Annotated in this window: 16 protein-coding genes; 8 read left to right on the top strand and 8 right to left on the bottom strand. The window is 48.2% G+C overall.

Annotated elements, in window-relative coordinates:
* Positions 1-12 precede the first annotated feature (12 nt).
* Complete coding sequence (locus RN22_RS17950) at positions 13-1,380, top strand: MATE family efflux transporter (protein WP_046306387.1); 1,368 nt, start codon at positions 13-15, stop codon at positions 1,378-1,380.
* A gap of 9 nt (positions 1,381-1,389) precedes the next feature.
* Positions 1,390-2,271, top strand: a complete 882-nt coding sequence (locus tag RN22_RS17945; RefSeq protein ID WP_046306384.1) for an AEC family transporter — start codon at positions 1,390-1,392, stop codon at positions 2,269-2,271.
* 4 nt (positions 2,272-2,275) lie between these two features.
* Here RN22_RS17945 and RN22_RS17940 read toward each other — a convergent pair whose 3' ends face one another.
* Complete coding sequence (locus RN22_RS17940; protein WP_046306383.1) at positions 2,276-3,994, bottom strand: SgrR family transcriptional regulator; 1,719 nt, start codon at positions 3,992-3,994, stop codon at positions 2,276-2,278.
* A 241-nt stretch (positions 3,995-4,235) separates the two neighbouring features.
* Here RN22_RS17940 and RN22_RS17935 point away from each other — a divergent pair, with 241 nt between their 5' ends.
* The gene (locus tag RN22_RS17935; RefSeq protein WP_046306380.1) at positions 4,236-4,748 is read left to right on the top strand and encodes a hypothetical protein; all 513 of its coding nucleotides are present in this window, start codon (positions 4,236-4,238) and stop codon (positions 4,746-4,748) included.
* Positions 4,749-5,267: 519 nt separating this feature from the next.
* Here the strand turns inward: RN22_RS17935 and RN22_RS17930 are convergent.
* The 5 genes from RN22_RS17930 to puuE form a co-directional block, all read right to left on the bottom strand.
* Positions 5,268-6,488: a urate hydroxylase PuuD gene (locus RN22_RS17930; protein WP_046306377.1), complete on the bottom strand. Its 1,221-nt coding sequence runs from the start codon at positions 6,486-6,488 to the stop codon at positions 5,268-5,270.
* Between the two features lie 134 nt (positions 6,489-6,622).
* Complete coding sequence (locus RN22_RS17925; protein WP_046306425.1) at positions 6,623-7,117, bottom strand: ureidoglycolate lyase; 495 nt, start codon at positions 7,115-7,117, stop codon at positions 6,623-6,625.
* 63 nt (positions 7,118-7,180) lie between these two features.
* Positions 7,181-8,173 (bottom strand): allantoicase, encoded by a 993-nt coding sequence (alc, locus tag RN22_RS17920; RefSeq protein WP_046306423.1) that lies wholly within the window; start codon positions 8,171-8,173, stop codon positions 7,181-7,183.
* A gap of 201 nt (positions 8,174-8,374) precedes the next feature.
* A complete protein-coding gene (gene uraD, locus RN22_RS17915; protein ID WP_046306375.1) occupies positions 8,375-8,890 on the bottom strand; it encodes a 2-oxo-4-hydroxy-4-carboxy-5-ureidoimidazoline decarboxylase in 516 nt (171 codons plus the stop codon).
* A 14-nt stretch (positions 8,891-8,904) separates the two neighbouring features.
* The gene (gene puuE / locus RN22_RS17910; RefSeq protein WP_046306373.1) at positions 8,905-9,840 is read right to left on the bottom strand and encodes an allantoinase PuuE; all 936 of its coding nucleotides are present in this window, start codon (positions 9,838-9,840) and stop codon (positions 8,905-8,907) included.
* A gap of 463 nt (positions 9,841-10,303) precedes the next feature.
* On the opposite strand from puuE, the gene uraH reads away from it, so the two are divergent.
* The 4 genes from uraH (at position 10,304) to RN22_RS17890 (ending at position 15,093) form a co-directional block, all read left to right on the top strand.
* Positions 10,304-10,657, top strand: coding sequence for a hydroxyisourate hydrolase (gene uraH / locus RN22_RS24750; protein ID WP_082111436.1), 354 nt, complete (start codon positions 10,304-10,306; stop codon positions 10,655-10,657).
* 86 nt (positions 10,658-10,743) lie between these two features.
* Positions 10,744-12,084 (top strand): NCS2 family permease, encoded by a 1,341-nt coding sequence (locus RN22_RS17900; protein WP_046306369.1) that lies wholly within the window; start codon positions 10,744-10,746, stop codon positions 12,082-12,084.
* Positions 12,085-12,221: 137 nt separating this feature from the next.
* Positions 12,222-13,655 (top strand): nucleobase:cation symporter-2 family protein, encoded by a 1,434-nt coding sequence (locus RN22_RS17895; protein ID WP_046306367.1) that lies wholly within the window; start codon positions 12,222-12,224, stop codon positions 13,653-13,655.
* A gap of 70 nt (positions 13,656-13,725) precedes the next feature.
* Positions 13,726-15,093 (top strand): 8-oxoguanine deaminase, encoded by a 1,368-nt coding sequence (locus RN22_RS17890; RefSeq protein ID WP_046306365.1) that lies wholly within the window; start codon positions 13,726-13,728, stop codon positions 15,091-15,093.
* Positions 15,094-15,123: 30 nt separating this feature from the next.
* Here RN22_RS17890 and RN22_RS17885 read toward each other — a convergent pair whose 3' ends face one another.
* On the bottom strand, positions 15,124-15,711 hold the full coding sequence (locus RN22_RS17885) for a luciferase family protein (RefSeq protein ID WP_046306363.1): 588 nt from the start codon (positions 15,709-15,711) through the stop codon (positions 15,124-15,126).
* Positions 15,712-15,732: 21 nt separating this feature from the next.
* Positions 15,733-16,458 (bottom strand): outer membrane protein, encoded by a 726-nt coding sequence (locus RN22_RS17880; RefSeq protein ID WP_046306361.1) that lies wholly within the window; start codon positions 16,456-16,458, stop codon positions 15,733-15,735.
* Between the two features lie 113 nt (positions 16,459-16,571).
* Between RN22_RS17880 and RN22_RS17875 the strand changes: the two genes are divergently transcribed.
* Positions 16,572-17,456 (top strand): LysR family transcriptional regulator, encoded by an 885-nt coding sequence (locus RN22_RS17875; protein ID WP_046306359.1) that lies wholly within the window; start codon positions 16,572-16,574, stop codon positions 17,454-17,456.
* The last annotated feature ends 4 nt before the right edge of the window (positions 17,457-17,460 follow it).

The following is a 17,460-nucleotide window of genomic DNA, read 5'->3' as shown; positions in this document are numbered from 1 at the left end:
GAACGGAATCTCATGACCACAGAAGTTCACGCTAACGACGCGATGTTGCGCGACGCGCCATTGTTACGCCTTTTCCTTCGTTATTCATTGCCAACAATCGCCGCCATGCTGGTGACGGGTATTTATGTTGCCGTTGATGGCATGTTTATCGGCCATTTCGTGGGCGAAGAAGGACTAGCAGCTATCATGCTTGCCTATCCTATCGGATCCATTCTCTATGCCTTGGGTAACCTGATTGGCATGGGCGCTGCGTCTCTCGTTTCTATCAACCTTGGACAAGGAAAACCAAACGTCGCGCAACATATTGTCGGCAACGCACTGTCCTTATCACTGATTGTCAGCCTTATTATCTCGATCGTCGGCGTGGCGTTTTGCGAAGATGTCATTCTCGCGCTCGGTGCAGAAGGTCGGGTTGCAGAAATGGCTGTCACTTACCTTCGGTGGTATTTCGGGATGGGCGTATTTGCGCTGGTATCCATGGCATTCTCTATTTTGCTGAGAAACGATGGGGAACCAAACCGCGTTACTTTCATTATGATTTTTGGCGGTGTGCTAAATATCTTTCTAGATTGGGTCTTTATCGTTTTGATCCCATGGGAGCTGAAAGGCGCGGCGATTGCGACCATGCTGTCTCAGGCCGCAACTGCATTGCTTTGTTTACGTCACTTTTTCAAACCAACCACCCGGTTACGTTTTACGCTAAACTCCATCGTCATTAGGGCCAAAACGATCACAGACATTCTTCAACTCGGCATTCCAGGTTTTCTTATGTACCTGTATTTGTCTGTGGTGCTCACTTTTCATAATATGGCGTTTCTCGCCTCTGGTGCTCCTATCAATGTCGCTGCCTATGCCATAGTCAGTTATACAGAAGCCTTTTTCTATTTAGCTTTTGAAGGTATCGCCTTGGGCATGCAGCCGATCACCAGTTTTAACCTGGGTGCAGGCCAGATTCAGCGTGTTAGAACCAGCCGGAATATCGCCTTTGGTGCGACCATGATTGTCGCCGCTTTTGGCTTATTTATCGTATACGGATTTCCTGAAGCCATTATTTATGCCTTTGGTGGTGATAATCCAGAGTTGGCGGCAGTGACCCGAGAAGGCATGTACCTCTACTTCTGGGGCTTGCCAATGGAAGGTTTGCTTTTGGTCGGTGCGATATATTTTCAGTCTATCAATCAGGCGAGCATTGCCAATTGGTTAACGGGCGGTAAACTGGTCATTATTGCCGCAATGTTATATTTCCTAACGAAATTCGCCGGCACAACGGGTACATGGATTTCACTCGCTTGTACCAGCACCCTGCTGACACTATGGATGCTGTGGAAGTTGTATCAAACCCAACCAGTTACGGTGTCACTTAATAAACCACCACAATAAGAGGCAAGGATGCTCGAAAAAGTCATTAGCATACTGTTTCCGGTATTTGCCGTCGTCGCAGCTGGCTTTTTTGTAGGCAAGGCATTCAAACCTGATATGCGCCATATCAACCGAATCAATATCGATTTAATGGTGCCGTGTTTGGTGTTCACCACCCTCTCTGTGATGCCTATGGGCGGGCAACAGAACTCACTTATCCTGGCTGCTGTTCTTTCTGTTCTACTCCCTGGTGTTTTAATGTTTGGCATCGGAAAAATAATGTCACTGCCCTTTAAAACCTGGGGCCCACCTCAAATGTTCCGTAATAGTGGGAATCTTGCTATTCCTCTTTTTGGCTATGCATTTGGGGTTAGCGCAGAGGCGCCTGCTGTCTTGCTATTTGTGGTTTCCGTCATTCTCCATATTACCGTAGGTATGGCTTTGTTAAGCAACAGCGAATATCGCTTCAACAACGTCCTTAAAATGCCCCTACTTTGGGCGGCTATGCTCGCGCTGGCTTTCAATTTCAATGGCTGGACAGTTTGGAATCCACTCAATGAAGGCATGACGCTCGTTGGAAATGCAGCGGTGCCCGTCATGCTGATTTCACTTGGCGTTCAGCTTACTGCCATTAAGTGGTCTGGAATTCGTGTTGGAATTTTAAGCACGGTATTGAGCTTGGTGACAGGTGCAATCAGTTTTACTCTGATCTACTTTTTTATCCCTCTTCCGTCAGAGCACATGCGAATGATGCTTTTGTTCGCCATGCTGCCACCAGCCGTGATGAATTTTCTCTACGCCGAGCGCTTTAAAGTGGGCGCAGATGAGGTAGCGTCAATGGTGCTGTTCGGAAATGGCTTTACCGTATTGACGCTACCTTTGTTGCTTATCGCAGCTTTTGCATGGTTATGAAGCGTTAAACAGAGGGCTTTTTCCATACAGATTTGAAATCAAACCAGCCAACGCGGTTTGAGGCGACATCTTCCAATTCCTGTCCGTCTACAACGCCCTGCCAGATATGGAAAAGTGGCACGATCTGTGAGGATTCAACCAGTAGACGTCCTAATGACTCCGCATTGAAGCTTTCGTTTTTCTGGGCGCGCCACGCCGCCATTTTCTCAATCAATGCCTCAAACTCACCCTCTGGCATAGCTGATGAAACATGATCAAAATTCATCAACCAAGGCAGAATGGCATCATGCTTCTTGCTGCCCAAACTCATCCCACAAAGCCAAATATCTACTTTTTTCGGGTTCGTAGGCTGCATCATTTCTTCGTATGGCACAGTGTGAATTTCCAGCTCAACGCCGTCCTCGTCCAACATGTCTTTGAGTGCCGCAGCGAGAAGTGGAAAGAGTGGATTATCGGCCTGATGAGCCAGCCTCAGTTTTGATTTTGATGGGGGCAATACATCTTGTCTGGCCGTTTTGGTATGTATCCATCCAGGAACTAAACCATAGGCATTAGTCAGACGGTATTCACCAATTCCCCTTTCCGCTAAGTGAGGCAACAAGAAAAGAGATGAAACGCGCTGACAAAGGTAATCCGCCCAACGCTTGTCCTTCGCAATACCTGTTTTTCTATTCAGCAAAAGGTAATCACAACCTTCGTCTATCTCCAATCGCTCGTTCGCTGCGCTTTGAAGTGCACCTTGTCGAGAATCTAACGCGGTAGGATCAAGTGACGCGGTGGGTTGTAGATAACACATTGCCGCGCTATCCAGTACCCATATTTCAATTTCATCAGTCAGTGCACGATACCCGAAATACTGGTCGTGTGCTTTTAGCACCAGGTGGCGTCTGTTGTTTTCGACGATTCGATAAGGGCCTGTCCCCACAGGAAAAGCGTCGGCATCTTTACTTTTTGCTGCCTTGTGAGATTGAATGGACGCCATAGGAACAGCCAAGGTTTCAGCGAACCTCACATCAGGCCGGCTCAAAAAGAAATCCACAACATTCTCTGCTGGCGCTTCAATATGCCGAATGTGAGAAAAGTAAGGACTGCCGGTCATGGCATTGATTGACCAAATCACATCTTCTGCACTCAATAGCGTGCCATCATGAAATTTCACTGCAGGGCGCAAATAGAATCGCCAATGGGTATCTGTGATGGATTCCCAGTGATGCGCTAGGTCTGCCTCGACTTTCTCATTGGTTTCATTAAGTCGCGTCAATCCATTAAATATTTGTGAGACCAAGTGCTGCTCAGAACGGCGCAAAGGTTTGGCTGGGTTTAACGTAGGGAATGAGCGGTAATAAGGAAGGCGGATGATTTGCTTACCTTCCTGCGTAGAAACACCTAACTGTTCCTGAATCAGTCTTGCCAGCTTGGCGGCGTCATTGTCCAGTTCTTCAAGTGCTGCGTCCAGTTTGCCTTCCTGAACCCACTTTCTAACGCGGCGCATTTGAAGATCGGAATCACTGCGGTGAAACGTCAGGCGACTCTGCTTTCCTCGGCCAACTGCGGGTTCCCAGCTCAACCAGCCCTGCTCCGCCATCTTGTTGAGCACCATTCTTGCGTTACGACGGGTGCAACAAAAGATGTCCGCCATGGTCTCGAGATTGGTATCGGCGTCTTTTCCGTCGAAACGGTTATAAATCATTGAAAACTGGGTTTGAAGGCGTTGTCCGGACATAAAAAGGGGAACCTGAAAAGTCAGCGATTATCGAATCCATTTCCTATTTTATACCTAAAATCATGATTCTCCAGCAATGATTAACTGGTCAACTTATCGCCACTCGGTTTGAGTATTTCCTCATTTTGTTGGTGAGCCATTGTTATTTCATCGAACAGCGCTATTATCGAAGCACGATTGAAGATTGCCTTCACGCTGCCGAGAGATTGAGTTCTCGGACATTCTAGATTCCGGAGTTCTTATGAGCGAATCCACCGTTCTTTCCCACTTCCACAAAAAACAGGCTTGGATGGCAAGCCACGTAGAAAGTGCACAATTCCCAACGGCTGAAAGCAAAGAAGGTTTACGTTTGTACAAGGCAGCGGAATCAGAACCCGCTTCAACGGAAACACCGTCCGGTGGCGCAACAGAAGGCTTTACATTTTATGAGGTAGATTGTCACCCACTGATGGTTCGCTACGCGAAAACGCTGGCACAAAAATGGCCAGAATCAGAACGCGAAGCCATCATGGAGTTCCTCTCTCAACTTTCGCTCACAGATTTACCGACGCCTGACGGCATGCATGTTGAACTTTATGTCGCAATGCAAGAAGGCACACCAGTGGCAACAGGAATGTTATTTAGCTCGGAAGAGTCTGATGGAAAGGTCATCGGAATTTACGATGTGTATGGGCTGACGAGTGATGCATCAAACGCCATCAAACAGCACCTTATTTCATTGGCAGGTAATGGAAACGTTGTTGTAAGCGCATAGAATAGCGTATTCCCAGAAACACAAAAGCAGAGCTCTGGCTCTGCTTTTTCTTTTTTCGCTTTAGCGCTTTTTAATTTTTACTATCGACTGAAAATTGGGCTTTGAAAAAGTGTATCAAACAGTCGTAACCGGAGCACTTATGAACGGCAAGCACGTTCTTTTTTAACGATAAAGAATGCTGCAACGATAAATGCGACGACCAGAATAGTTTCCACGTTTCTCTCCTAAGTATTTTGCTCGGCTTGCGTAGCACCGTCTGAAATGCCGCCACGTCTTGCTTCTGCGAATCGATGAATTTTTGTTCGGCGCGAAGTATAACCAAAACCCGTTATCAAATCTCGTGAAATGTTAACTTTTTGGCCAAATAATTCACGACAACTATGGAAACCGTGAATCACCTCCATAACCACTCATACAGAGTAAAAGCTGTTAATGCATATTTCATTGATTTAAATCAGGAAAGAATAAAGCCACCTCATGGCGAATTGGCTTTTTATTCATTAAATAAATATGTCGTTTCTATTGGATATGCGCACCTTCTTGAGCCCACTGTCCGATCAATTCACGTTCTTCCTGAGTCATTTGGGTCAGATTGCCAAGAGGCATAATATTTGTGGTCACCGTCTGCGCTACGATTCTGGAGACTTCTAGCTGCATCTGTTCTGGGGTATCCAACATGACTCCCGCTGGTGCAGTGGCAAAAGCAGGATGGGTTGGCGCTTGGGAGTGGCAAACCGTACAACGCTCCAAAATGATCTCTTGTACCGAAACAAATATCAGATCTTCGTTACCGATAGATGAAGTCGGCATGTCGTGAGAATGGCCTGCTGAGACATTTTGGGAAGTAGACTGAGGTGCAGAGACAAATGCCAGACAAACCAAACCTAACGCTGCAGTTGGGATGGTCCACGCATACTTTTGGCTTCCATGACGCGTATTGAAGTAATGGCGAACCAATACGCTAATCACCGAAAGACCCGCCAAAATCGCCCAGTTGTACTCGTTGCCATAAGTGCTGGGGAAATGATTGCTGATCATAATGAACAACACAGGCAGCGTGAGGTAGTTGTTATGACGTGAACGCAACAGGCCTTTAGCGGGAAGCTCAGGATCCGGCTCTGTGCCCTCTTCAATCGCTTTTACCAATCCACGCTGCGCAGGCATGATGATACGGAACACATTACCCACCATGATGGTACCGATAATGGCACCAACATGAATGTAAGCACCACGGCCACTAAAGACCAAACTCAGCGCCCAAGCAGCAAAGACTAAGAAAGCGAATAACACTAATCCAAGTAACATGGGCTTTTTGCCCAGTGGAGAATCACATAGAAAATCGTAAACAAACCAGCCAGCAATCAAAGACCCAACACCGATCGCTACCGCTGTCATTGGCGTTATACCCGACCCCGGTTTAACGAGGTAAATGTCTGCATTGGAGTAAAAAACAATGGTGAGCAGTGCAACACCCGTGATCCAGGTGAAGTAAGCCTCCCACTTAAACCAATGAAGTGTTTCAGGCATTTTAGGCGGCGCTAGTTTGTATTTCTCGAGGTGATAGATACCACCACCGTGTATCGCCCATAAATCGCCGGACAATCCTTCTTTAGGATTCGATCTGTTTAAGTTGTTTTCCAGCCATACGAAGTAGAAAGACGCACCAATCCAGGCAACACCAGTAATCATGTGTACCCAGCGCACTGCCAGATTGAGCCATTCCGTGATATACGGATCCATAACAACCTCCTGTACGGACGCCATCGCTAAATTTGTCTGCTACAAAAAAGCTTACGTCGTCCCTTCCTGTTTTTCTCAGATATCGGCCTGTTCGTTAACCAAAGCAACAAATCGCTTTTGTTAAAATGATGACGTTAAAAATTGGGCGCCAATATCACACGTGTTTGTTCTGAAAAGAAAAACTCGTCACAGTTATTACCTGCACCTTCCCTGTCAACCACCAGAAACTGGTCATTCGGTGTCAAAGCAAGAACAGGATGATGCCAAACGCCCAGATGGTAGTTCACCCCTTGGCTACCTTTTGCATGGAAAGCGCGGATCGAACCTGGATCCGGCGCTTCTCCCGGCGGCGCGACCACCACCAGATAGTCATTGCCGAGCAAAGGCATAAAAGCCTGTGAGCCCTTGGGATGGCGTTCCAACATCATGATGTGCAAAGGATAGGAAAGAGGGGTCGCCTGAAACATATTGATGATAACGCCACTGCCCTCGTCAACTTGAGTCGTTGCGAGCTTATGGTAACGACGCGTCGAGCCGTTATTAATCATGAAGTAGTCACGATTTTCGGCTTCAATCACATCGCCAAACGGCATGAACGCTTCTTTCGTCAGCGGTTCCGGTTTTAACATCAATTCCGTGACTGGCACTCTTCCTTCTCCTTTGTCTTTTTCTCACTGTAACGGGTAATCAGCTCAGCCAGATTTCCTGCCAAATAGGCGTACACGACTTATGCCGCCATCTGGGAAAATGTTGACCCTGACGTGGGAGATCGCACCCAAATTATTCACCTGCTCAGCAAACTCATGGATGGCGTCTGCAGACAACTTCTGACTTGGCAAGAGCTCACGCCAGAAGAGGCTTTGCGTGGCAATTTGCTCGTCAGTGCCACCTTCTACAAAAGCAGCTTGAATCGAGACGCTATCTGGGAAATTTCCTTTGAAATGGGCTGTATCAATAACAATCCGCTCTACCAATCCCGCATGCCCCATAGAAAGGATGACCCAGTCATTCCCAGGCACGCGACGACGCGCTGTTTCCCAGCCGTCTCCCATATTTACACCGCGACCAGGCATGATCAGGTTACTCATGTGACCGAAGTGTTGGTCATTACATGCCAGAGCGCGTCCGCCGTTTTCTACAGCGACTAAGTCGAGTTCACTTTCCGGGTTAACACGTTCCCAATCAATTTCAGGATGACCATAAACTCGGAGCCTTGCTACCCCACCGTCTGGATAGATATGAAAGCGAACATGGGTGAAGGGTTTGTCTGAATAAATATCCGCAAAGTGGTGGCTGTCTCCCTGAAGATTTATTGAAGGCAGAAGTTCTTCCCAAGTCTGTTCGTCGGTTGGATTACCATCAGGGCAGTAACAACCTTCCAGTGATGCTGAAGGAGGATAGTTTCCAGTGAAGTGAGAGGTGTCTATATCTACGCCGATGATCTTGCCCGGCAAACCAAGGCGAATCACACAGTAGTCGTGGCCTTCTTCACGCTTGCGTCGCGATTCCCAGCCATCCATCCATTTACCGTTATCATCGTAAACGTCTTCTTTCCATTCCGGAGGCGCATCATCAACAAGACGTTGTTTGTCTGCGAAGAAGTCATCTGTCGCGTAGATCGCTTCAGTACCGAGCCGGCTACTGGCGAGATTAACGAGCTTGACGAAGTCAGGACGATTATCCATTTCCATTGCTTCCTTTATCACATATATCTGAGACACCGGATGACGTTAAAGCTGTGGTGTCGGTGGATACAAAAGGTCGCGTCTTTTCCCCTTTCACTGTAGCTGGAAGCATCGAGTGTGCTTCCGGCGAGCTTCAATTTGCGAGACGCTGAATTCGTCGACAAGCCCTGAAATAGGATTGATATGTCGACGGCCAGAGAGCTACAAATCACGTAGCCTGAACAGTGCGATTTTGTTGATTTCAGCAATCGCAGTGTTGAATTCAGTTGTTACATCGTTTTCTAAACGTTTTTCGAACGCTTCAAGAATCAAGTGTCTGTTTGCCCCTTTCACCGCCATGATGAAAGGAAACTGGAACTTTTCTTTGTAGCGATCGTTGAAATCGGTGAAACGGGCAAACTCTTCTGAGGTACATTGATCGATACCTGCACTTGCCTGTTCTGACGTAGACTCTGCCGTTAATTCACCCGCCTGAGCTGCTCGACCTGCAAGGTCGGGGTGAGCCAGAATAACCTGCATTTTTGAAGACTCTTCCGCATTGTTGAGCACACCCGCCATGCGGGAGTGAAGCGTCTCCTGTTCATCAAACGCTGCATCAAGCCCAGCACCATAAGTTTGCTCTGCTACCCAGGGACTGTGCTCGTAAACCCCGCCAAACGTATCGACAAACTCTTCTTTCGTTTGCTCGCTGGGGCGACAGGTTGAAAATCGTGCCATTACTATGCCTTTCCTTAGACCTGTTTAGTCATGCTTGGATGTGGGTGATGCTTGTGCCAGTGTTTGGCGATATCAATACGACGGGTGATCCATACCCTGTCATGTTGCTTCACGTATTCTATAAACCGCTTAAGCGCGGCCAGTCTTCCCGGTCTGCCAATCAAGCGGCAATGCAAGCCGATAGAAAGCATTTTCGGTGCGTCCTGTCCTTCTTCATACAGCACATCAAAACTGTCTTTGAGATACTGAAAAAATTGCTCGCCAGAATTGAAGCCCTGAACGGTTGAGAAGCGCATATCGTTTGTATCCAAGGCATACGGAATAACGAGCTGAGGCTTACCCGGCTTAGTTCCATCTTCATGCCAGTACGGAAGATCATCGTCATAAGCATCAGAGTCATAGAGAAAACCGCCTTCTTCAGCAACCAACCTACGGGTGTTTGGGCTGGTTCTGCCCGTGTACCATCCTAATGGCCGTTCTCCTGTGACCGCTTTAATCGCCGCGATAGCTTTTTGCATGTCTTCCCGTTCGTCTTCTTCACGAACATATTGATAGTCAATCCAACGGTATCCGTGGCTGCAAATTTCATGGCCTTCGTCTGCCATCGCCTGAATTGCTTCGGGATACCTTTCAGCTGCCATTCCAACGGCAAATACCGTCAAAGGAATCTCATGTTGGCGGAACAGTTTTAAAGTCCGCCAAAGTCCAGCACGCGTGCCGTATTCGTAGATTGACTCCATGCTGATGTGCCTGACACCCGCCAAGGGTTGTGCGGAAGGAATTTCAGATAAAAATGCTTCTGACTCCCTGTCCCCATGCAATACACAGCGTTCGCCGCCCTCTTCAAAATTCAGTACAAACGAAACCGCAATCCGAGCCTCCCCCGGCCATCTTGGATGAGGGGGATGAGCACCATAGCCTTTCAAATCCCGAGGATAGTCACTACTCATCGCGCCATTCCTATCATTAAACCTTGCGTTAAACCTTGCATCAAAAGCCTTGAGGCTTACCTTTTCTCTTTATCAGTTTATTAGAAGCAATCAGAGGAGGATCTTTCCTCTGGTAGGCAAGCACATTTTTAGTATTACATTTTGTATACAATTTACAAGAACAAGTTAACGAAATGTTGTCGCCTTCATATTTCTAGAAATCCATCTCATGCGAGTTTTGCATCAAATTCCTGCGTTAACCCCTTTAGATAACGGCTTTCTTCTGTGATTCTCACTATTGATACTGCGTATTTTTCGACCTTTACAAGAATTAAGTATTGTGTACATTTTAAGTTCATAGATGTGCACACAGAATGAAATGCATCGGATCATACACATGTTATTCGCTCTCGAAATCACGTTGATCCTCGCTAGATACAAGAAAGCACGAAGGAATAAACCTTAGAGAAAAGGACAGAGGTAAATGGGAAAGCTCACAACGCATGTGCTCGACACGGCCAAAGGTAAGCCGGGGGCGGAGATTGAAGTGTCATTATTCCGTGTAGACGGAAATACCCTTCAACACGTCATCACCATGACGACCAATCATGACGGGCGAACCAACGAGCCATTGCTGGAAGAGACAGACTTCCAACGAGGAAAATACCAACTGCAGTTCAATACTGCCGAATACTTCAAAAATAGCGGTGTAGCCCTCAGCGATATCCCTTTTCTTGACGATGTCGTTATCCGGTTTGGCATCGATGACGAGAAAGCGCATTACCACGTCCCTTTACTGGTTTCTCCCTATAGCTTTTCAACATACAGAGGTAGCTAGCTGACTGGCCTACGAATGCTCATTTAAATAAACAGAATCAATGCGAAAAGGAAAAACTCGCAGTAACTCCTAGAAGGAATATGTCAATGGATAAGCAAAGCACTGCTGAACAACCCATAGGAAAGAGTGGCTTTCTCGAACGCTACTTTAAATTGAGCCAACACGGCACATCGGTTAAGAACGAGCTCATAGGTGGGGTCACCACTTTTGCCACTATGGCGTATATCATTTTCGTGAACCCCAATATTATGTCTGCGTCCGGTATGGATCCTGGCGCGCTGTTCGTTGCTACCTGTATTGGTGCCGCAATCGGTACCCTGATGATGGGGCTGTTTGCAAACTGGCCGGTGGGGCTTGCTCCAGGCATGGGCTTGAACGCTTTCTTCGCGTTTACCGTAGTCGGTGAAATGGGATATAGCTGGCAAGTTGCCCTTGGTGCGGTCTTTATTTCCGGGGTCATTTTTGTCGGGTTAAGTGTTTCCCGGGTTCGCGAATGGATCATCAACAGCATCCCTTCTTCACTGCGCTATGCCATGACGGCGGGCGTGGGTCTATTCCTCGGAATTATCGGCTTAAAAAGCGCTGGGATTGTGGTTGGCAGCCCTGCCACTTTGGTAACGCTTGGCGACTTTACTCAGCCACCTGCCATTCTTGCTGCTGTGTGCTTCTTCATCATTTCTGTATTGGCAGTTAAGCAAGTTTTCGGTGCCGTTCTAATCGGGATTTTCGGTACCACGCTGATCGGTTTAGGTCTTGGCCTTTTCGAATACGGCGGCATCTTTTCAGCGCCACCAAGCATAGCCCCCACCTTTATGGCCATGGACATTGCGGGCGCTCTGAATGTCGGCATGATCAGTATCATTCTTGCCTTCCTGTTTGTGAACATGTTCGATACCGCGGGCACACTCATGGGCGTGGCTGAACGTGCCAATCTCATCAACAAAGAAACAGGCAAGATTGATGGCCTGCCAAAAGCACTGAAAGCGGACAGTATGTCCAGCGTTATTGGTGCATGTTTCGGTTGCCCACCAGTGACCAGTTACGTCGAAAGTGCTTCAGGTGTTTCCGCGGGAGCACGTACCGGACTGTCAGCGATCGTCGTGGGTGTGCTGTTTCTGGCAGCCATTTTCCTCTCACCATTGGCAGGAATGATTCCGGCTTACGCCACCGCAGGTGCACTTATTTATGTCGCTTTTCTCATGATGAGCAGTATCCGTCACGTGAATTGGGATGACTTTACTGACTCAGTGCCAGCCGCTGTCACCGCATTAATGATGCCGCTGACTTTCTCTATTTCAAACGGTATCGCACTTGGATTTATTACTTACACCGTACTCAAGGCGGGCACAGGAAAGTTCTCGGATATTTCCATCGCCATGTATGTATTGAGCATTCTGTTTGTGTTCAAACTGATCATTCTCGGATAACAAATAAAGGGGCCCAAAGAGGCGCCTATTTTTCGCTTTAATTTTTCAGGACCAACGACGTCCCAAGGGGTAATTCAACATTCACCACCAGCGCTGCCGAATAAAAAAGGAACGCCGGCAGCTTAAAGGAAGAAGTTATGAAACTGCTCTATGAATTAAACGACAAACCGCCTGCAGGCTCGACAGTCCTGCTTGCAATTCAACATATGCTTGCCTCAATCGGCGGTATTATCGCCGTGCCACTCATTGTCGGCACCGCAATTGGCCTACCAACAGGTGACGTTGTCACGCTAATCAACGCTGCCTTGTTTATTTCTGGTGCCTTCACCATCATTCAATGTATTGGCTTTGGGCCAGTTGGCATCAGGCTCCCTGTTGTCATGGGTTCCAGCTTTGCATTTCTCGGCATCGCGATAGGCATAGGGAAAGCTGATGGCGTTTCTGGGATTATGGGAGCGGCACTGGTAGGTGCATGTATGGTAATTGTCTCCGCCTTTTTTATGGAGCAAATCCGTAAGCTCTTCCCACCAGTCGTCAGTGGTGTTGTCGTCACGCTGATTGGTTTAACCATACTGCCCGTTGCCATGAACTGGGTAGGTGACGCGCCAGCAGGCAGCGAACATTTTGCAACACTACCCAAGCTTTTCCTTGCTGCCGTTTCTCTTCTGGTTGTTTTGCTCGTTGCGACTTACGCAAAAGGCTCAGTAGCAGCATCAGCGATTGTCATCGGTCTGGCTGGCGGGTACTTGGTAGCACTGAGTATGGGCATGGTCGACATGAAACAAATCGGTGAGGCAAGTTGGTTTGCGACACCTGACCCTCTCAAGTTCGGACTCAGCTTTTCCTGGCCAGCCATCGTGAGTATGTGTCTTGCCTATATTGTCGTGATCGCAGAAGCGACAGGCGACTTCCTTGCACTTGCTAGCAATTGTCACCGTACGATCTCAGGTAAAGACCTCAAACGCGGTCTACTGGGCGATGGCATTGGTAGTGCGGTGGGGTCATTATTTGGTGCCATGCCATTAGCTTCATTCAGCCAGAATGTTGGTATCGTTGGTATCACTGGCGTAGCAAGCCGTTACGTGGTGGGCACCGCGGGTGCTCTATTGATCCTTGCTGGACTTTTCCCGAAATTCGGAGCACTAGCGGTGACAGTACCAAAACCAGTGCTTGGTGGCGTCGGTTTCATCATGTTCGGTATGATTGCCTATGCGGGTATCCGTATGTTGGTGAAAGCTGCCGACACACGCCGCAATGCTCTTGTGATTTGTGTCTCCTTGGCAGCAGGGCTTGCTGTCACTATCAAGCCTTCTCTGCTTCAGCATCTGCATCATGATGTCGCTCAACTTCTTCACTCGGGTATTACCACAGGTACCATCGTGGCTGTTGTTCTGAATCTGGTGCTTCCGAAGTCGAAAGAAGATGTCCATGCTGAAAAGCAGGCTGAAGAGGAGGAAATGAACAGCGATCATTCGATCCCGCTAAGTGAAGACACTGCGGAGCCTGCAATGGCTAGCACTTCTTCTCAGAGTGATGTGTCGACAGACCAACCTTCTAAACCGACGCAATAAGCCCTCGGCGTCAGCCCCGACTTTCTTAGAATCTCGGGGCTATTCTTTTTCCAGCAAAGGATACAAATACATGGCGACTACCTGGATTAAAAATCCTCTCGCGATTTGGACTGGAACGAATGATGACGCGGCCGGCGGCATTGTTGTTCAAGGAAACACCATAGTAGAAGTGGTCGCCAAAGGCGCTACTCCCACCCAACCTTTCGACCATACTCTAGATGCTTCAGAGCATGTTGTGTTACCCGGCTTGGTTAACGCCCATCACCATTTCTACCAGACACTCACCCGTGCTTATCCCGATGCTTTGGACAAAGAGCTATTCCATTGGCTTAAGGCGCTATATCCCGTTTGGGCTGGCCTTGATGAAGAAATGATGCAGCTGGGGACAGAGCTCGCCAGCGCTGAACTACTGCTCTCCGGTTGTACCACAGCTTCCGACCACCATTACTTAATCCCCGTTGGTTTGGAACACGCGATTGATATTCAGGTAGAGGCCACTAGAAAAATCGGTTTACGTACTGTGCTGACCCGGGGCTCAATGAGCCTTGGTGAAGATCAGGGCGGGCTGCCCCCAAGGCACACCATTCAAACTGAACAAACCATCATTGATGATAGCGTTCGCCTAATCCGCGAATATCATCAACCTGAATTTGGCGGCATGACCCAAATTGCCCTCGCCCCCTGCTCTCCTTTTTCTGTCACCACAGAGCTCATGAAAGAAACGGCTCACGTTGCCAAACAACATGATGTGATGCTTCATACCCACCTTTGCGAGACCATAGACGAAGAGAATTTCTGTCTGGAGCGTTTCGGTTATCGTCCTGTTGACTACCTGGAAGAGGTAGGCTGGCTGCATGACAGAACCTGGCTTGCACACGGTATACATTTCAATGACGAAGAGATTCGCAGGCTTGGACAATCTGGCATTGGAATTTGTCATTGTCCAAGTTCTAACATGATGCTCGCTTCGGGTATTTGTAGAAATCTGGAACTAGAAGAAGCTGGCGCTTCTGTTGGTCTTGGTGTGGATGGCTCTGCATCCAATGATGGTTCCAATCTGGTCAATGAACTACGAATGGCGACTTACATTCAACGCCTGAGATACGGTTCTGCCAAAGTCAGTCACTTTGATGCGTTCCGCTGGGCGACACAGGGTTCAGCGAGAAATATCGGCCGAAAAGACATCGGTACGCTGGACAAAGGTATGTTGGCAGATATTGCCATGTTCAAGCTGGATGAAATTCAATTCTCTGGAAGCCACGATCCTCTCGCTGCGCTGGTGCTTTGCGGCCACCATCGCGCAGACCGTGTCATGGTTAATGGTGATTGGCGAGTGGTTGATGGCGAATTGGTCGATGTTGATAAGCAAGAGTTGATGGTAAGGCACCGTGCAGCAGCAAGAAAGCTGGCTGCTAAAGCTCAACAACTAAGGCGCTAAAAAGCGCCTTTATTTTTTTGTCTTTGCATGTTAACTGGGGGAGCGCTTGACCGATTTTTTACCGCTCAAGCTTTGCGCGTTGATCTCTTTACCGGTGACATAGTTGAACGATGAAACCACCAGTGCGTAAACAACATCAACTTCGGCTTGAGTCGAAGGCGTATAGATCATGACGAAGCCTTCCCAACCCAAACGCTGAGACGACCAGGGATGAAATGTTGCCCAGTTGTTTTTCACCGCTTCTTTGGCTAACTCTGGCGGTAGTGAAGCATGAAGACTACCGTCTGGGTGTAAATGTGCGAATTCTCGGCCACCGACGATGGCCTGAGGATTCGCAAGCGGAACACCCTCGCGAATCCAGAAGCCTTCCGCACCAGGAAGAGAAAGCATTGAGCTTTGCAATGATACATCAGGGATCTTTGCTACCTTGTTTCTGAGTTCAGCAATCAGGTTAGCATCTGTTTTCACATTCAACTGCACATGAGGAACGCTATCCGTCGTATCCGGAATGGCCGTTTCTCTAGGAGAAAGGTCGCCATCGACATTGGCATGCGCATTTAATGTTGCGGCAAGCAAAACTGTTGAAAACCAACTCACGCTTTTCACTCTGAACTTCATAAGCTTTCTCTCCTAACCGTATTAGAAACGATAACGCAACCCAAGAGACACTTCGTGGGCAGTCGCGCCGTCTATTTGGAAGCCATCGGTAAAGGAATCCTGATAGGTTTGAGCATCACCCAGCGAGACATACTGATACTCGCCAACGACTGCAAAGCTTTCATTGAAGGAATAGCTTGCTCCCACACCGACATTCCAGGTGAATTCCGTCTCCGTTTTGTCTGGATAGTCATCGTAGAACCCATCCACCGTACCATCCAGCCTATCAAAAAAGCCTTGAACCCCTTGCCCACCTAACTTGGCATTGTACTTGTTACGGGCGATACCCAAGCCACCTTTGATATAGGGCGAAAAACCAGTGCCTGTATCGATATCATAAAAGCCTTCCACCGTTAGCGTCGTGCTCTCGAGTTTTCCGATCAGGGCATACTCCTCGCCATTTCTTGCTCCGGTGCCAAAACGTGTACTGTTAAAATCGCTTTCGCGGTAACCCAATCGCCCTTCGACTCGGAACGACTCATTAACGATATAGCCCAAGCCAATCGTACCTACCTCACCATCACCGGAATCAAAGTCGTTTGGAAAATCCGAATCAACAGCGATGTTGTTGCCATAAGCTTCACTGTCTGTCGCTTGATAGCTTTTACCCGCCAGCACAGTGACATACACGCCTTCTGCAAAAGTCGAAGTAGAGAATACAGTCGCAGCCAATACCGCAAGCGAGAGCCTGGTTTTCTTTGAAATCATCTTCATGTCCCTTTGTTTTCCCGTACGCCATGTCGCATACAAACAATGTACAAGAAGATGTTTATTTGTATTATCGTGTATTAACGGACTTCATAATTCGCTCAGGAAGAACAATGATTGAATACCTCAAACATATGGCTGTATTTGTCCGTGTTGTCGACGGTGGATCATTCCGAGCTGCCGCCAAACAGCTAAATCTTGCTCCTTCCCGAGTGAGCCAAACCATTTCAGACCTTGAAGATTACCTAGGGAAGACGCTGCTCTACCGCACGACGAGAAAGCTTTCCCTGACCAATGAGGGGCGCATGTTTTACCCTCGAGTGGTAGAAATGCTCAAGCAGGCAGAATTGGGGTTAAACGAGCTCAATGCTATTTCGGTGGAACCCGTCGGAGAATTGCGGATCTCGCTTCCGGCATTTCTTGCTTCCTCTGACGTATCCACTGCGCTAGCGGCATTTACGCGCTTATACCCTCGCGTTTCCCTGTCAATTTCTTACACAGATATGCCCGTCAGCCTGATTGACGATGGGTATGACCTGAACGTACGGATTGGTTGGCTAGACGACAGCTCGATGCTTTCGAGGAAATTGGGAGAATATCAGCGCGTTTTGGTCGCTGGCGCCAAATATGCCGCATCTCACCCACCACCGCAGCATCCAGACGATCTTGTTGATCTTGAGTGGTTAAGCTTCAAACATCGTAAGGACAGAATGGAGTTCATGTCTGGCGATGACAAAGTGCTCGTCGTTTTTAACAACTTTCAATTGCAAGTCGACACCATTGAAGCGCTTTGTCATCTCGCGCATCAAAATGCAGGGATCGCGATTTTGCCCCAACATATCGCCGAGCCAGGGCTAAAATCTGGCGCGTTGGTGCAACTTCTTCCGGATTGGTCTCTGCGTAAGCTTGGGCGATACGCGGTTTGGCCAGATAAAGCACGAAGAGAGAATCTGACGCTCTTGTTGGCTCGGTTTTTGGCAGACCAGCTCGCGGAATGAGCGC

It is taken from the genome of Grimontia sp. AD028 (assembly GCF_000973155.1).
GTDB lineage: Bacteria > Pseudomonadota > Gammaproteobacteria > Enterobacterales > Vibrionaceae > Enterovibrio > Enterovibrio indicus.
The sequence above is the reverse complement of the archived record's forward strand: the minus strand, read 5'-3'. Positions and strand labels throughout refer to the sequence as shown.

Bases quoted from the DNA above. Each gene is read 5' to 3' on its own strand.
- RN22_RS17950 (WP_046306387.1), top strand. From the start codon at position 13: ATGACCACAGAAGTTCACGCTAACGACGCGATGTTGCGCGACGCGCCA.
- RN22_RS17875 (WP_046306359.1), top strand. From the start codon at position 16,572: ATGATTGAATACCTCAAACATATGGCTGTATTTGTCCGTGTTGTCGAC.
- RN22_RS17880 (WP_046306361.1), bottom strand. From the start codon at position 16,458: ATGATTTCAAAGAAAACCAGGCTCTCGCTTGCGGTATTGGCTGCGACT.
- RN22_RS17925 (WP_046306425.1), bottom strand. From the start codon at position 7,117: ATGTTAAAACCGGAACCGCTGACGAAAGAAGCGTTCATGCCGTTTGGC.
- alc (WP_046306423.1), bottom strand. From the start codon at position 8,173: ATGGATAATCGTCCTGACTTCGTCAAGCTCGTTAATCTCGCCAGTAGC.
- RN22_RS17885 (WP_046306363.1), bottom strand. From the start codon at position 15,711: ATGAAGTTCAGAGTGAAAAGCGTGAGTTGGTTTTCAACAGTTTTGCTT.
- RN22_RS17900 (WP_046306369.1), top strand. From the start codon at position 10,744: ATGGATAAGCAAAGCACTGCTGAACAACCCATAGGAAAGAGTGGCTTT.
- uraD (WP_046306375.1), bottom strand. From the start codon at position 8,890: ATGGCACGATTTTCAACCTGTCGCCCCAGCGAGCAAACGAAAGAAGAG.
- RN22_RS17890 (WP_046306365.1), top strand. From the start codon at position 13,726: ATGGCGACTACCTGGATTAAAAATCCTCTCGCGATTTGGACTGGAACG.
- RN22_RS17935 (WP_046306380.1), top strand. From the start codon at position 4,236: ATGAGCGAATCCACCGTTCTTTCCCACTTCCACAAAAAACAGGCTTGG.
- RN22_RS17930 (WP_046306377.1), bottom strand. From the start codon at position 6,488: ATGGATCCGTATATCACGGAATGGCTCAATCTGGCAGTGCGCTGGGTA.
- RN22_RS17940 (WP_046306383.1), bottom strand. From the start codon at position 3,994: ATGTCCGGACAACGCCTTCAAACCCAGTTTTCAATGATTTATAACCGT.
- RN22_RS17945 (WP_046306384.1), top strand. From the start codon at position 1,390: ATGCTCGAAAAAGTCATTAGCATACTGTTTCCGGTATTTGCCGTCGTC.
- uraH (WP_082111436.1), top strand. From the start codon at position 10,304: ATGGGAAAGCTCACAACGCATGTGCTCGACACGGCCAAAGGTAAGCCG.
- puuE (WP_046306373.1), bottom strand. From the start codon at position 9,840: ATGAGTAGTGACTATCCTCGGGATTTGAAAGGCTATGGTGCTCATCCC.
- RN22_RS17895 (WP_046306367.1), top strand. From the start codon at position 12,222: ATGAAACTGCTCTATGAATTAAACGACAAACCGCCTGCAGGCTCGACA.